Source organism: Amaricoccus sp., assembly GCF_036846665.1.
Classification (GTDB): Bacteria; Pseudomonadota; Alphaproteobacteria; order Rhodobacterales; family Rhodobacteraceae; genus Amaricoccus.
Genome location: NZ_DAIUBO010000098.1, coordinates 1 through 13,490 on the forward strand (window position 1 = coordinate 1; position 13,490 = coordinate 13,490).

A 13,490-nucleotide genomic window follows, 5' to 3' on the forward strand; every position below is an offset into this window, starting at 1 on the left:
TCGCCCGCGCCGCCCGCCCCGGCCAGAGCCGGCTGCGCGCCCGCCGCGCCCATCGCCAGGATCGAGGGCGCCTTGGCCTGCAATTCCAGCACCAGGCGCTGGGCGATCTTCGGCCCGATGCCGGGCGCCGCCCGGATCGCCGCCGCGTCGCCGAGCGAGAGCGCGCGCGCCACGCCCTCGGTCCCGAGCGTGCCGAGGATCGCCAGCGAGGCCTTGGCGCCCACCCCCTGCACCGAGGTCAGCAGCCGGTGACATTCGCGCTCGGCCAGCGTGCGGAAGCCGAAGAGCTGCATCAGATCCTCGCGCACCAGGAGCTCGGTATAGAGCGCCACGCGCTCCCCCGGCCCCGGCATCGCCGCCAGCGTGCGCTCGGAGCAATGCACCACATAGCCCACGCCGCCAGCATCGATCAGCACGTGGTCGGCGCCGCGGTGGTCGAGCCGCCCGGTGACCTTGCCGATCATGCCCGCGCCCCGTCGAGCGCCGCCTGCATCCGCCCGGCGAAGCGGGCGTGATGGGCGTGGCAGAGCGCGATCGCCAGCGCATCCGCCGCATCCGGCCCGGCGAGCTCCACGCCGGCGAGCTGCAGCTTCACCATATGCGCCACCTGCGCCTTGTCGGCATGGCCGACCCCGACCACGGTCTTCTTCACCGCGTTCGGCGCGTATTCCGCCACCCTGAGCCCCGCCTGCGCCGGCACCAGAAGGGCGATGGCGCGCGCCTGGCCGAGCTTGAGCGTGCCGGCCGCGTCCTTGTTGACGAAGGTCTGCTCGACCGCCGCCGCCTCGGGGCGATGCCGGGCGAGCACCGCGGTCAGCTGGACATGCAGGCTGCAGAGCCGCTCGGCGAGATCCGCGCCCTCCGAGAGGCAGACCCCGTTCGCCACATGGGCGATGCCGCCCGCCGCGACATCGACGACACCCCATCCGGTCCGGCGGAGACCCGGGTCGATTCCGATGACGCGCATGTGACCTGCCGTTCCGGTGCCTGCTCTTTGCGCGATCCATAGCACGACCCCGCGACAACCGCCAAGCACGCTCGGATGCAGGGGCTTTCCCCGCGCCGGACCCGAGGGCGACCAAATCCTTACAAGTGGTTACGATACAGTCGGAAATTGCATGTCTGCCATGCAGAAACCACGGATTGTGGGCCGCGGCATTCCGCGCCATATCGCTCCTCGAGAGGGCCGGATCGGCCGGCCCCTTTTGCTGTCGGGATCAGTGTCATGTCCGTCTATGAATACAAGGGTGCCGTCCCCCTCGGAGCCATCACCACCTTCCGCCTGACCAATCTGGTCGAGGAGGCCGTCAAGGCGTTCCAGGCCTGGCGGATCTCGCGCGCCACCGTCGGCTCGCTCCAGCGGCTCAGCGACCGCGAGCTCTCCGACATCGGCCTGATCCGCGCCGACATCGCCCGCGTCGCGGACCAGATGGCCCGCCGCTGAGGCGCCTTTGACCAACGGCCCTTGCGTCCGACCGACGCTCTGGCCGCTGGCCCGGGCCTCGGGCCGGGAGAAGAGCACCAGGTTGCTCGAGCGCCGCAACGAGGCGGCCAAGTGCCGCATCCATGCCGTCCGGATCCTCCCCAAGGCCGGCAGCTGCCGCCGCCTCGTCCGCGCACTTGCCGTCGAGACCCGAACGGGACGCAACTCCGGCGGGCACCGTCACTCCCAAGGCAGCGCCCTGCTCGCGCAAGCGGGAGGCCTCGCCGTCTTCTCCCAGCCCGCAACCCGCGTCGGCAAGGCCGAGACCGTGCCAAGGCCCATGTGATCCCTGAGGGCGCTCATGCCCCTGCGGCGCCCCGTCGGACATGGCTCGGCATCCGGCCGAGCACATCCACGCCGAGCTGGCGCAGCAGATCGAGCAGGTCGAGCGGCACCCAGTTCTCGCGGATCAGCCCCCCGTCATGCAGGTAGAAATCCATCACCCGCATGCCGACGATCCGCCCCGTCGCCGGCAGGCCGAGGAAGTCCGGGCCTGCGTGGCGATCGACCCGGCTCGGCCAGCCGCCGGTGACCGAATAGGGGCCGTCGCCGATGCGGATGTAATGCCCACCGCCCATGGCGGCCCGCGCGGCCGCCAACTCCTCGGCCTCGGCCGCGCTCGCCGGCCGTGGGAAGGCGGTGCGGAACGGCAGCTGGTGGTGATCGACGAAGCCGCGCAGGCCGCGCGCCGTGCCGATCCCCGCGGGGCCGTACCACATCATCCGCGGATGCCAGTGCTCGCGCTGCGGCATGGCCATGAGCGCCTCCGCCCCCGCATCCCGATCGGTGAAGGCGTGCAGCGTGGCATGCATCGCCAGCGTCTGCGCCAGACTGGCGGCGGATTGCCCCGGGTCGGAATCGGCGAACCGCAGCCCGTCCCCGGTGATCGGGCCGGGCCACATGCCCTCGGCGCCCAGGCTCGGGGCGATCGGCCAGAGGCCGGCCTGGCGGATCAGGTCGAGGATGTCCCAGAGGCAATTGGCCTGGACGATGCAGCCGTCCCGGATCTCGTGGACCTCGCCGAAGCGGATGAAGGCGGCGCGCCCGGTGGCCGGAATGCCCAGCCAGTCCCCGCGGAAGGTGCCGCAGTAATGCCCCACGGCCGCCACGTAGTCGCGCCCCTCGTAGGCGCCGCCGACCAGGATCAGGTCGCGCCGCTCCAGGTCGGAGAAGGACCGGAGCAGCGGTGCCCAGACCCGGCGCTCCACCGCCTCGACGCCGCGCATCTCGTTGAGCGGATGCGCGCCCCGCCATTCGATATCACCGCGGAACGCGGCGCGCAGGGCCTCCCCGGCACCCGCCGGCCCCGCTTCGGCCAGCGCCGCAAGCCTCCCCTGCACGAGCCGCTTGTTGCGCGCATGGCGGCTCTCCGAAACGCCTCCGGACATCTCTTGCATTCCTATGCAGGAAATTGTTGCAAACGTATTCATTCAGTGTTAACCATTCCCGCAGGTCGCCGCAACCCTCGCCAGGAAAACCGATCCCGCGGCCAGCCGCCAGAAAGCCGCGCGGACGCGCAGAAGCCGCGCGCCAGTCCACTTAACGGGAGTCACGCATGAAAAGCCTTCTCAGGATGACCGCCGCTGCCGGTGCCTTGCTCGCGGCCCCCTCTTTCGCCTTCGCCGATTGCGGCATCGAGTCGGGCTCCGTGCGCATCCTCTCGAACGATTTCGAGGCGCTGCACGTGGTCGCCTCCGGCGCCGAGGAATGCGCCAGCGCCACGGTCGAGGTCACCAAGAACCAGACCACCGAGCACAAGAACATCCAGGTCGCGGCCCTGACCACGAATCCGGCGACCTATACCGTGGCGGTGGTGGCCAACAATTCGGTCGTGCCGCTGCTCAACGACGGCCTGATCCGGCCGCTGGACGATCTCGTGGAGAAATACGGCCAGAGCCTCGAGCCGACCCAGCTGATCAGGATCGACGGCAAGGTGATGGCGATCGCCTTCATGGCCAATGCCCAGCATCTGCATTACCGCAAGGACCTGCTCGAGGAGGCCGGACTCGAGCCGCCGACGAGCTACGAGGACATCCTGGCGGGAGCCGCGATCCTTCGCGAGAAGGGCATCCTCGCGACCCCGCTCGCGGCGAACTTCAAGCCCGGCTTCGACCTGGCCGAGGAATTCGTCAACATGTATCTCGGCTACGGCGGCGAGTTCTTCGAGCCGGGCACGCCGAACGCCAGCATCGTGAACGAGAAGGGCGTCGCGGCGCTCGAGACCATGAAGGCCATGAGCGGCTTCATGGGCCCGGACTTCATGACCTTCGACACCAATGCGATCAAGCCGATGTGGGAAGCCAGCGAGGTTGCCATCCTCAACGGCTGGGGCTCGCGCGCCTCGGCCCTGATCGACACCGAGGGGCCGGCACCCGAGGTCGCGGCCAATACCGTGCTCGCGGCGGCACCCACGGTCGGCGGCGGCACCACGCCGGCGGCCACGCTCTGGTGGGACGGCTTCGCGATCGCCAAGAACATCTCCGACGAGGATGCCGAGGCGTCCTTCCAGGCGATGATGCACGGCATCCGGCCCGAGGTCGCCCAGGAATACGCCCCGGTCGCGGTCTGGCTCATCAAGGGCTACGAGCCGACCCCGGCGGCGGTCGGGGTGATCGAGACGCTCAAGGCCGGCGCCAAGCCCTTCCCGATGCTGCCCTACATGGGCGTGCTCTTCACCGCGATCGGCGAGAACCTCGCCGAATTCATGCAGGGCCAGGAATCCGCCGAACAGGCGCTGGAAGACGCGACCCAGGCCTATAACACCGCGGCCCGCGAGGCCGGCTTCCTCAACTGACGCCGTCCCGGGGAGAGGCCCCGCCGCCCCTCCCCGGACATCCACGCCGCCCGGATTCCTTCGAACCGCCGACGGGAGCGCGCGATGCCGCACCGCACCTTCTTCAAGTTCATCGCACCGTCGCTCTTCGTGATGCTGCTCTTCATCGCGCTGCCCATCCTCTCGGTCGCCTATCAATCGCTCTTCATCGAGCACGAGCAGATCCTCGTCGAGGTCGAGAACTGCGGACCCTTCGGCTGCGAGAAGGAACTCCGCATCGACACCGAGGCCATGGACCGGGCGATGGAGGAGAGCCCGATGGGCCGGTTCAACTGGCTCGGCACCTATGCCAATACCAGCCACCTTGCCTTCGCCGAGGTCGGCGCGATCTGGCGCGACAGCGACGGCCCGGTCTCGGCGCTCCGCGCCATGCTCAACCTGCCGTTCTACAAGGCGCTGATCTTCACCATCGCCTATACCTTCATCGTCACGCCGCTGGGCATGGTGCTGGGCTTCTTCGTCGCGCTGGGGGTGAATTCGATCCCGCGGCTGCTCAAGGGCCCGGTGATCTTCTTCTCGCTCCTGCCGATGATCGTGACGCCGCTGGTCGGCTCGCTGGTGCTCTTCTGGATGATCGACAGCTCGGGGGTGATCGGGGCCAATCTCCAGCTGCTGCTGAACGACCCGCAGCTCTCGCTCAAGGCCTCCCCCACCCTGACCTGGGTCACGCTCTTCCTCTACGGCGTCTGGCATGCCGCGCCCTTCAGCTTCGTGGTCTTCTACGCCGGCCTCCAGACCGTGCCCGGCGACACGCTGGAGAGCGCGATGATCGACGGCGCGAGCCGATGGGAACGGGTGCGCTTCGTGGTGATCCCGCATCTGATGCCGCTCGCGACCTTCATCGCGCTGGTGCAGCTCATGGACAACTTCCGGGTCTTCGAGCCGATCATCGGCTTCTCCGCCGCGGCCAATGCCACCTCGCTCAGCTACCTGATCTACAACGACCTGCGCGGATCGGAGACGCCGCTCTTCGGCTCGGCCGCCGCCACCTCGATGCTCACCATCATCGGCGTGGTGATCCTGCTCATGCCGGTGCTGATCCGCACCTGGCGCGACTTCAACCGGAAGGTCTGAGCCGATGTCCAGCAAGGCCCGGAGCCGCTCCACCACCCTGGTCGTCTTCTCGACCGCCTTCATCGTCCTGTGGCTGATCGTCGCCGCCTTCCCGTTCCTCTGGACGGTCTGGGGCTCCTTCAAGGTCGAGGCGGATTTCTTCTCGCGCACCGACTGGATGAACGCCGTCACCGGCCCCGTGACCCAGGCCCGGACCGGCAGCGCCTTCACGGGCGCGGGGTATCACGGCGCCTGGGTCGAGCAGGAATTCTGGCGCGCGGCGATCAACACGCTGATCGTGACCGTCTTCGTGACGCTGATCTCGCTGACCTTCGGCACGCTCGGCGGCTATGCGCTGGCGCGGTCGGGATACCGCTACACCTTCTGGATCCTCATGGCGGCGCTGGTGTTCCGCGCCATGCCGCATGTCACGCTGGTCTCGGGATACCTGCTGCCGTTCTTCCAGCTCAACATCTGGGGCATCCTTCCCACCACCATCATCGTGATCGTGGCGATCAACCAGCCCTTCACCCTCTGGATGCTGCATTCCTTCTTCCTCTCGATCCCCAAGGATCTCGACGAAAGCGCCATGGTCGACGGCTGCTCGCGCTTCCAGGCCTTCCGACTCGTGGTCATTCCGGTGATGTGGCCGGGGGTGATCACCACCGGGCTCTTCTCCTTCCTGCTCGCCTACAACGACTTCACGGTGACGGCGATGCTGCTCAGCCAGGAGAACCAGACCATGGTGCCGAAGATCGCGAGCTTCCTCGGCTCCACCCAGGCCGAGGGCAAGGTGATGTATGCCGTCGCCGCCGTCGTCTCGGCCATCGCACCGCTCTTCCTGCTGGTGCTCTTCTTCCAGAAACAGATCGTCAGCGGCCTGACCGCCGGCGCGGTCAAAGGCTAGGGGGCCCCCACATGGCCGAACTCCGTCTCAAGAAGGTCTCCAAGCGCTGGGGCTCCTACGTGGGCGTCGACAACTTCAACCTCGACATCGCCGACCAGGAATTCCTCGTGCTGCTCGGCCCCTCCGGCTGCGGCAAGTCCACCACCATGCGGATGATCGCCGGGCTCGAGGACGTCACCGACGGCGAGATCTGGCTCGGCGACCGGGTCGTCAACGACCTCGAGCCCAAGGACCGGGACATCTCCATGGTGTTCCAGTCCTACGGCCTCTATCCCAACATGACCGTCTTCGAGAACATCCGCTTCCCCCTGCGGGTGCGCAAGGTGCCGAAGGAGGAGCACAACGACCGGGTGATGAAGGCGGCGGCGACGGTGGAGCTTCTCGACTTTCTCGAACGCCGCCCCGCCGAGCTCTCCGGCGGCCAGCGCCAGCGCGTCGCGCTCGGCCGCGCCATCGTGCGCGAGCCCAAGCTCTTCCTGATGGACGAGCCGCTCTCCAACCTCGACGCCAAGCTCCGGGTCTCGACGCGCGCCCAGATCAAGCATCTCCAGCACGAGCTCAAGACTACCACGATCTACGTCACCCACGACCAGATCGAGGCGATGACGCTCGCCGACCGGGTGGTGGTGATGAACAACGGCGTGATCCAGCAGGTCGGCACACCGACCGAGATCTACAACGATCCCGCCAATACCTTCGTCGCCTCCTTCATCGGCTCGCCGGCGATGAACCTCGTGGAAGGCGCGATCAGGGACGGCGTCTTCGAGGCACCGGATACCCGCATCGCAGGCCTGCCCACGCGGCATTCCGGCCCGATCACCCTCGGCTTCCGCGCCGAGGACGCCAGCATCGTGGACGCGGGCGGCCAGATCGCCGCCCCGGTCTATTCGGTCGAGCTTCTCGGCGAGGCCACGATGATCAGCTACCGGCTCGGCGACGGGCTGGTCTCGGTGAAGGGGGGCAAGGACTACCGCACCAGGATCGGCGAGAGGGTGCATGCGGCGGTCCCGGCGGAGATCTGCCATCTCTTCGACAAGTCCACGGGCCGGCTCGTCTGGGCCGGCAACGCCCCGCACCGGCCGGTGCCGGGAACGGAAGCGACGCCATGACCGCGGCGTCCTTCCCTAAGATGCCCGAGCCGGCCGACGACGACCCGGAGACCTCGCGGGCCTCGCTCGATGCCGTCCTGCGCATGGAGGCGGCGCTCGGCTCCAACTCGAACACCATGGGCGAGCATTTCCACGAGGATTTCCGCTGGATGGGCAACCGCGGCTGCGGCACCAAGCACGGGCTCGACGCCTTCCGCCGCGACTGGCAGCTGCCGTTCCGCGCCGCCTTCACCGAGCGCGACTACAGGACCGCGCGCTTCATCGCGCAGGGCGAATGGGTCTCCTGCTTCGGCCATATCGAGGCGACCCATTCCGGCACCTTCATGGGCATCCCGGCCACCGGCCGGCGCGTGACCATCCCCTACATGGATTTCTGGCGCCTGCGCGACGGCCGCATCGCCGACAACTGGGTCTCGGTCGACTTCCCGGCGGTCCTCGCCCAGCTCGGGCGCGACGCCTTCGACGGCGAGGGCTGGGAAGCCTTCGACCGCGGCGAGAGGACCCCGCCGCAGCCGCCCGAAACCAGCGAGGTAGCCCCATCATGACCGTGGAGTATCTCAAGCGCGGCAAGCCCGAGACGGACCGTGCCGAGGAGGACGCCAAGGTCCGCGCCGTGGTCGAGGAGGCCCTTAAGGAGATCGAGGCGCGCGGCGACGCCGCGGTCCGCGAATTCAGCGAGAAATTCGACCGCTACAGCCCGCCCTCCTTCCGCCTGAGCCCGGACGAGATCGCGGCGCTGATGGCCGAGGTCGGCCCCCGCGAGATGGAGGACATCATGTTCGCCCAGGCCCAGGTGAAGAACTTCGCCAAGGCCCAGCGCGACTCCATGCTCGACATCGAGATCGAGACGCTCCCGGGCGTGATTCTCGGCCACCGCAACATCCCGGTCCAGTCCGTCGGCTGCTACGTGCCCGCCGGCAAGTTCCCGATGGTCGCCTCGGCGCATATGTCGGTCGCCACCGCGAGCGTCGCCGGCGTGCCGCGCATCGTCGCCTGCACCTCGCCCTTCCAGGGCAGGCCGAACCCGGCGGTGATCACCGCCATGCATCTCGGCGGCGCCCACGAGATCCACGTGCTCGGCGGCATCCAGGCGATCGGCGCCATGGCGCTCGGCACCGAGACCATCGCCCCCGTGGACATGCTGGTCGGCCCCGGCAACGCGTTTGTCGCCGAGGCCAAGCGCCAGCTCTACGGCCGGGTCGGCATCGACCTCTTCGCCGGCCCGACCGAGACCATGGTGATCGCCGACGAGACGGTGGACGCGGAATTGGTGGCCACCGACCTGCTCGGACAGGCCGAGCACGGCTACAACTCCCCCGCGGTGCTGGTGACCAACTCGCGCCGGCTCGCGGAAGGCACGCTCAAGGAGATCGACCGCCTGCTCGGGATCCTGCCCACCGCCGGCACCGCCCGCGTCTCCTGGGAGAACTACGGCGAGGTCATCCTCTGCAGCGACCACGACGAGATGCTCAAGGTCGCCAACGACATCGCCTCCGAGCACGTGCAGGTGATGACCGACCGCGACGACTGGTATCTCGAGAACATGCGCTCCTACGGCGCGCTCTTCCTCGGGCCGCGCACCAATGTCGCCAACGGCGACAAGGTAATCGGCACCAACCACACCCTGCCCACCCGGAAGGCGGGCCGCTATACTGGCGGGCTCTGGGTCGGCAAGTTCATCAAGACCCACAGCTACCAGAAGGTGACGACCGACGAGGCGGCGGCGATGATCGGCGAATACTGCTCGCGGCTCTGCATCCTGGAGGGCTTCGTCGGCCATGCCGAACAGGCCAATATCCGCGTGCGCCGCTACGGCGGCCGCAACATCCCCTATGGTGCCGCGGCACCCCGGCACGAGGCCGCCGAATAGCCATGGACCTGCCGCGCACCCCGTCCTTCCGCCTCGACGGGCGCCGGGCGCTGGTCACCGGCGCCTCCTCGGGCATCGGCCTCGGCGCCGCGGTGGCGCTGGCCGAGCAGGGTGCGCAGGTGGTGCTGGCGGCGCGCTCGGAAGGCCGGCTCGGACAGGTCTGCGAGGCGCTGCGCGCCGCCGGATTCCCGGCCGAGGCCCTCGTTCTCGACGTGGCCGACGCGGCCGCCACCGCGACGGCGGTGGCCGGGCGCGGCCCCTTCGACGTGCTCGTCAACAGCGCCGGCCTCGCCCGCCATTCCGCCGCCACCGACACCGCGCCCGCCGATTTCGACGCGGTCGCCGCGCTGAACATCCGCGGCGCCTATTTCCTGACCCAGGCCGTCGCCAGGGGCCTGATCGCCGCCGGCAGGCCCGGCTCGCTCATCAACGTCTCCTCGCAGATGGGCCATGTCGGCGGCCCCGACCGGGCGGTCTATTGCGCGACCAAGCACGCGGTCGAGGGCTTCACCAAGGCCATGGCGATCGAATGGGGCCCCCATGGCATCCGGGTCAACACGCTCTGCCCGACTTTCATCCGCACCCCGCTCACCAGCGCCACCTTCGCCGATCCCGAGCGCGTCGCCTGGATCGAGGACAGGATCAAGCTCGGCCGCGTGGGCGAGGTGGAGGACATCATGGGCGCGATCGCCTTCCTCGCCTCCGATGCCGCGGCGCTGGTGACGGGAACGGCGCTCATGGTCGACGGCGGATGGACGGCGGAGTGATGGCCGGCGAGAAGGTCACATCCCAGGACGTGGCGAAGCTGGCGGGGGTCAGCCAGTCGGCGGTCAGCCGCGTCTTCACCCCCGGTGCCTCCGCCTCCAAGCGCACCGTCGAGAAGGTGCGCCGCGCCGCCGCCGAGCTCGGCTACCGCCCCAACGTGCTCGCCCGCTCGCTGATCACCGGGCGCAGCCGCATCATCGGGCTGGTGGTCGCCTATCTGGAGAACCAGTTCTACCCCGAGGCGGTCGAACGCCTCTCGGTGGCGCTGCAGGAAAAGGGCTACCACGTGCTCGTCTTCATGGCGGCGCCCACGGTGGGGGACATCGACGGGGTGATGCAGGAGATCCTCGACTACCAGGTCGACGGCATCGTGCTCGCCTCGGTCTCCATGTCCTCCTCGCTCGCCAGCCAGTGCCATTCCTTCGGCATTCCGGTCGTGCTCTTCAACCGCGACCAGGACGACGACCGGCTCTCGAGCGTCACCACCAACAATTTCGCCGGCGGCCGCGCCCTGGCCGAGCATCTCGCATCCATCGGCCGCACCCGCATCGCCTATCTCGCCGGCTTCGAGGAGGCCTCGACCCAGCGCGACCGCGAGGCCGGCTTCCGCGAGGGGCTGGCGGCGGCCGGCCAGGCGCTCTTCGCCCGCGGCGTGGGGAATTTCGAGCATGCCGCCACCCGCGACGCCACCCGCCGCATGTTCGACCGCGCCGACCACCCGGACGCGGTCTTCGCCTGCAACGACCACATGGCCTTCGCGGCCATGGACGTGCTGCGCTTCGAGCTGGGCCTGTCGGTGCCGGGCGACGTGGCCGTGGTCGGCTTCGACGACGTGCCGCTCGCTTCCTGGCCGGCCTACGACCTCACCACCTTCCGCCAGCGCGTGAACCGCATGGTGGCGGAAACCGTGACCACGCTTATCGACCGCATCGAGGGCGGCGAACGGGCGGCCCGCCGCATCCGCATCGACGGCATGCTCGTGGAACGCGGCTCCACCCGCAGGAAGCCCGGGGAATGATGGGTTTCGACCCGAAATGGCGCGACGTGCCGCATTTCGTCATGGGCATAACGCGGGAGATCTGGGAGGACCGCGCGATCGCGAGCCTCACCCACCGCTACGCGCCCGGCCTGATCGTGCGCTCGCCGGCCTCGGTGGTGGTCGACAATTCCCGCGTCATCGCCGCCACCATGGCGACGCTCGCCGAATTCCCCGACCGCGAGCTCCTGGGCGAGGACGTGATCTGGTGCGAGGATCCGGCGCGCACCGACGCCACCACCGACGCGTTCCTCTCGTCGCACCGGCTCATCTGCACCGCCACCCACGAGCGCCCCGGCATCTACGGCGCGCCGACGGGCAGGCGCCTCGCCTACCGCATCCTCGCCGATTGCGCGATCAGCCACGACCGCGTCACCGACGAATGGCTGGTGCGCGACCAGGGCGCCATCGTCCGCCAGCTCGGGCATGACCCGGTCGCCTGGACCCGCGACCTGATCGCCCGCGAGGGCGGACCCGAGAAATGCGTTCAGCCGATGACCCCGGCCAACGACGTCGCCGGCCCCTATGACGGTCGCGGCAACGACAGCGAATGGGGCGCGCGCTACGCCGACATCGTCTCGCGCATCATGGCCGCGGATCTCGCGGTGATCCCCCGCGAATACGACCGCGCCGCGACCCTCGAATACCCGGGCGGCGTCACCGGGCTCGGCTGGTCCGGCGCCGACCGTTTCTGGCTCGGGCTGCGTGCCGCCTTCCCCGACGCCACCTTCACCATCGATCATGCCATCGGCCGCGAGGACCCGCTCATGCCGCCGCGCGCGGCGCTGCGCTGGTCGCTCCACGGCAAGCACTCGGGATGGGGCACCTTCGGCACGCCCAGCGGGGCGGAGGTCTACGTCCTAGGCATCTGCCACGCCGAATTCGGCCCCTTCGGCGCGGCGGGCGGGCCCTGCCTGCGCCGCGAATGGGCGCTCTACGACGAAACCGCGATCTGGAAGCAGATCCTCCTCGGGACGGGAGACCTCTGATGAAAGGCTTCGACCCGAGGTTCGCCGACCTGCCGGACTACATCCTGAAGATCACCCACGAGATCTGGGAGGAGCGGCGGCTCCGCAGCCTCGACCACTATTATGCGCCCGACATCCCGATGCGCTTTCCCTCCGGCATCGTGCACGGCAACCGCGGCACCATCGACGGCACGCTGGCGACGCTCGCCGAATTCCCCGACCGCCGGCTCTTGGGCGAGGACGTGATCTGGTCCGGCGACGAGGAGACCGGCTTCCTCTCCTCGCACCGGCTCGTCACCACCGGCACGCATCTCGGGCACGGGGCCTTCGGCAAGCCGACCGGCCGGAGCTTCACCATCCGCGCCATCGCCGATTGCGCCGCGAAGGACGGCACGATCTACGACGAATGGCTGATCCGCGACGCGTCCGGCATCGTCCGCCAGCTCGGCAAGGATCCGAAGCGCTTCGCCCGCCGCCAGATCGCCCGCGAGGGCGGCCCCGAGAAGGCGGCGCGCCCCTTCGCGCCCGCCGACGACATCCCCGGCGGCTACGCCTCCCGCGGCAACGACAGCGAATGGGGGCAGCGCCTCGCCGACATCCTCACCCGGATCATGGACAAGGACATCGCCGTGATCCGCGCTGAATACGACCGCGCCGTGCGCACCGAGCACCCCGGCGCCCGCGGCGGCTGGTCCTGGGATTTCGCCGAGTTCGAATGGATGAACCTGCGCACCGCCTTCCCGTCGGCGACCTTCTCCATCCACCACGTCATCGGCCGCGCCGACCCGGGCCAGCCGCACCGCGCCGCGGTGCGCTGGAGCCTCGACGGCAGGCACGACGGCTTCGGCGCCTTCGGCCCGCCCACCGGCGCGCCGGTCCATGTCATGGGCATCACCCATGCCGAGTTCGGCCCCTGGGGCCTGCGCCGCGAATTCACCCTCTTCGACGAGATCGCGATCTGGAAACAGATCCTGCTGCACCAGGGAGACAAGTGATGGCCACGCTGGAGAAGACCCGCCCGACGACGCTCTCCGCCGCCGAGATGGAGGCGCGGATCGTGCGCTACGGCGACCTGCAGCCCTGCAAGACCGCCTTCATCGACGCCCATACCCCCGGCTCCGACCAGAAGGAGAACTTCACCGTCATCGGCGGCGGCGTCTCGGAGAGCCCCGACCAGCACGTGCACATCAAGGAGACGCCGGGCTTCAACATCGGCGCCGCCGGCCAGCCGCCGAAATGCCGCAACTCGCTCCATGTCCACCGCACGGCGGAGGTCTTCTTCGTGCTCCGGGGCCGCTGGCGCTTCTTCTGGGGGCGCTGGGGCAATGCCGGCGAGGTGGTGCTCGAGGAGGGCGACATCTTCAACATCCCCACCGGCATCTTCCGCGGCTTCGAGAACATCGGCACCGATTACGGCATGATCATGGCGATCCTCGGCGGCGACGACGCCGGCGGCGGCGTGGTCT

At 69.2% G+C, this 13,490-nt stretch carries 15 protein-coding genes and 1 pseudogene; 13 read left to right on the top strand and 3 right to left on the bottom strand.

Annotation, left to right across the window (positions count from 1 at the left end; translation table 11 throughout):
- Both ruvA and ruvC read right to left on the bottom strand, forming a co-directional pair.
- On the bottom strand, positions 1 to 464 hold a 464-nt coding region (gene ruvA / locus V7050_RS11035), incomplete at its 3' end, for a Holliday junction branch migration protein RuvA (RefSeq protein WP_324410537.1).
- Entirely contained in the window at positions 461 to 967 is a 507-nt protein-coding gene (ruvC, locus tag V7050_RS11040; protein ID WP_324368762.1) for a crossover junction endodeoxyribonuclease RuvC, read from the bottom strand. The genes ruvC and ruvA, both read right to left, overlap by 4 nt.
- Positions 968 to 1,225: 258 nt before the next feature.
- Between ruvC and V7050_RS11045 the strand changes: the two genes are divergently transcribed.
- Together V7050_RS11045 and V7050_RS11050 are read left to right on the top strand one after the other, a co-directional pair.
- Positions 1,226 to 1,444: a DUF1127 domain-containing protein gene (locus V7050_RS11045; RefSeq protein WP_324368760.1), complete on the top strand. Its 219-nt coding sequence runs from the start codon at positions 1,226 to 1,228 to the stop codon at positions 1,442 to 1,444.
- 70 nt (positions 1,445 to 1,514) lie between these two features.
- Positions 1,515 to 1,634 (top strand): annotated as a pseudogene (locus tag V7050_RS11050) (IS256 family transposase); the annotation flags it as partial.
- A gap of 148 nt (positions 1,635 to 1,782) precedes the next feature.
- On the opposite strand, the gene V7050_RS11055 reads toward V7050_RS11050, so the two are convergent.
- Positions 1,783 to 2,871 carry a nuclear transport factor 2 family protein gene (locus V7050_RS11055; RefSeq protein WP_324368758.1) on the bottom strand — a complete coding sequence of 363 codons (1,089 nt, stop codon included), beginning with the start codon at positions 2,869 to 2,871 and terminating at the stop codon, positions 1,783 to 1,785.
- A 167-nt stretch (positions 2,872 to 3,038) separates the two neighbouring features.
- Here V7050_RS11055 and V7050_RS11060 point away from each other — a divergent pair, with 167 nt between their 5' ends.
- The 11 genes from V7050_RS11060 to V7050_RS11110 all read left to right on the top strand — a co-directional run.
- Positions 3,039 to 4,277 (top strand): ABC transporter substrate-binding protein, encoded by a 1,239-nt coding sequence (locus tag V7050_RS11060; RefSeq protein ID WP_324368756.1) that lies wholly within the window; start codon positions 3,039 to 3,041, stop codon positions 4,275 to 4,277.
- Positions 4,278 to 4,361: 84 nt separating this feature from the next.
- Positions 4,362 to 5,390 carry a carbohydrate ABC transporter permease gene (locus V7050_RS11065; RefSeq protein WP_324374779.1) on the top strand — a complete coding sequence of 343 codons (1,029 nt, stop codon included), beginning with the start codon at positions 4,362 to 4,364 and terminating at the stop codon, positions 5,388 to 5,390.
- A gap of 4 nt (positions 5,391 to 5,394) precedes the next feature.
- Positions 5,395 to 6,276: a carbohydrate ABC transporter permease gene (locus tag V7050_RS11070; protein ID WP_324369213.1), complete on the top strand. Its 882-nt coding sequence runs from the start codon at positions 5,395 to 5,397 to the stop codon at positions 6,274 to 6,276.
- A gap of 11 nt (positions 6,277 to 6,287) precedes the next feature.
- The gene (locus V7050_RS11075; RefSeq protein WP_324369214.1) at positions 6,288 to 7,385 is read left to right on the top strand and encodes an ABC transporter ATP-binding protein; all 1,098 of its coding nucleotides are present in this window, start codon (positions 6,288 to 6,290) and stop codon (positions 7,383 to 7,385) included.
- Positions 7,382 to 7,930, top strand: a complete 549-nt coding sequence (locus tag V7050_RS11080) for an ester cyclase (RefSeq protein ID WP_442885598.1) — start codon at positions 7,382 to 7,384, stop codon at positions 7,928 to 7,930. The genes V7050_RS11075 and V7050_RS11080 overlap by 4 nt, the downstream gene beginning before the upstream one ends.
- Complete coding sequence (gene hisD / locus V7050_RS11085; protein ID WP_324369216.1) at positions 7,927 to 9,255, top strand: histidinol dehydrogenase; 1,329 nt, start codon at positions 7,927 to 7,929, stop codon at positions 9,253 to 9,255. Before V7050_RS11080 ends, hisD begins: the two co-directional genes overlap by 4 nt.
- 2 nt (positions 9,256 to 9,257) lie before the next feature.
- Positions 9,258 to 10,022, top strand: a complete 765-nt coding sequence (locus V7050_RS11090) for an SDR family NAD(P)-dependent oxidoreductase (protein ID WP_324369218.1) — start codon at positions 9,258 to 9,260, stop codon at positions 10,020 to 10,022.
- On the top strand, positions 10,022 to 11,038 hold the full coding sequence (locus tag V7050_RS11095; RefSeq protein ID WP_324374781.1) for a LacI family DNA-binding transcriptional regulator: 1,017 nt from the start codon (positions 10,022 to 10,024) through the stop codon (positions 11,036 to 11,038). The genes V7050_RS11090 and V7050_RS11095 overlap by 1 nt, the downstream gene beginning before the upstream one ends.
- A complete protein-coding gene (locus tag V7050_RS11100) occupies positions 11,035 to 12,045 on the top strand; it encodes a nuclear transport factor 2 family protein (protein WP_324369221.1) in 1,011 nt (336 codons plus the stop codon). Before V7050_RS11095 ends, V7050_RS11100 begins: the two co-directional genes overlap by 4 nt.
- Entirely contained in the window at positions 12,045 to 13,019 is a 975-nt protein-coding gene (locus V7050_RS11105; protein ID WP_324369223.1) for a nuclear transport factor 2 family protein, read from the top strand. Before V7050_RS11100 ends, V7050_RS11105 begins: the two co-directional genes overlap by 1 nt.
- Positions 13,019 to 13,490: cupin domain-containing protein (locus tag V7050_RS11110; RefSeq protein ID WP_324410540.1), on the top strand; the 472-nt coding region annotated here is incomplete at its 3' end. The genes V7050_RS11105 and V7050_RS11110, both read left to right, overlap by 1 nt.

What these genes read in the sequence shown, in the direction of transcription:
- ruvC (WP_324368762.1), bottom strand. Translation starts at nt 967, where the DNA reads ATGCGCGTCATCGGAATCGACCCGGGTCTCCGCCGGACCGGATGGGGT.
- V7050_RS11045 (WP_324368760.1), top strand. Translation starts at nt 1,226, where the DNA reads ATGTCCGTCTATGAATACAAGGGTGCCGTCCCCCTCGGAGCCATCACC.
- V7050_RS11055 (WP_324368758.1), bottom strand. Translation starts at nt 2,871, where the DNA reads ATGTCCGGAGGCGTTTCGGAGAGCCGCCATGCGCGCAACAAGCGGCTC.
- V7050_RS11060 (WP_324368756.1), top strand. Translation starts at nt 3,039, where the DNA reads ATGAAAAGCCTTCTCAGGATGACCGCCGCTGCCGGTGCCTTGCTCGCG.
- V7050_RS11065 (WP_324374779.1), top strand. Translation starts at nt 4,362, where the DNA reads ATGCCGCACCGCACCTTCTTCAAGTTCATCGCACCGTCGCTCTTCGTG.
- V7050_RS11070 (WP_324369213.1), top strand. Translation starts at nt 5,395, where the DNA reads ATGTCCAGCAAGGCCCGGAGCCGCTCCACCACCCTGGTCGTCTTCTCG.
- V7050_RS11075 (WP_324369214.1), top strand. Translation starts at nt 6,288, where the DNA reads ATGGCCGAACTCCGTCTCAAGAAGGTCTCCAAGCGCTGGGGCTCCTAC.
- V7050_RS11080 (WP_442885598.1), top strand. Translation starts at nt 7,382, where the DNA reads ATGACCGCGGCGTCCTTCCCTAAGATGCCCGAGCCGGCCGACGACGAC.
- hisD (WP_324369216.1), top strand. Translation starts at nt 7,927, where the DNA reads ATGACCGTGGAGTATCTCAAGCGCGGCAAGCCCGAGACGGACCGTGCC.
- V7050_RS11090 (WP_324369218.1), top strand. Translation starts at nt 9,258, where the DNA reads ATGGACCTGCCGCGCACCCCGTCCTTCCGCCTCGACGGGCGCCGGGCG.
- V7050_RS11095 (WP_324374781.1), top strand. Translation starts at nt 10,022, where the DNA reads ATGGCCGGCGAGAAGGTCACATCCCAGGACGTGGCGAAGCTGGCGGGG.
- V7050_RS11100 (WP_324369221.1), top strand. Translation starts at nt 11,035, where the DNA reads ATGATGGGTTTCGACCCGAAATGGCGCGACGTGCCGCATTTCGTCATG.
- V7050_RS11105 (WP_324369223.1), top strand. Translation starts at nt 12,045, where the DNA reads ATGAAAGGCTTCGACCCGAGGTTCGCCGACCTGCCGGACTACATCCTG.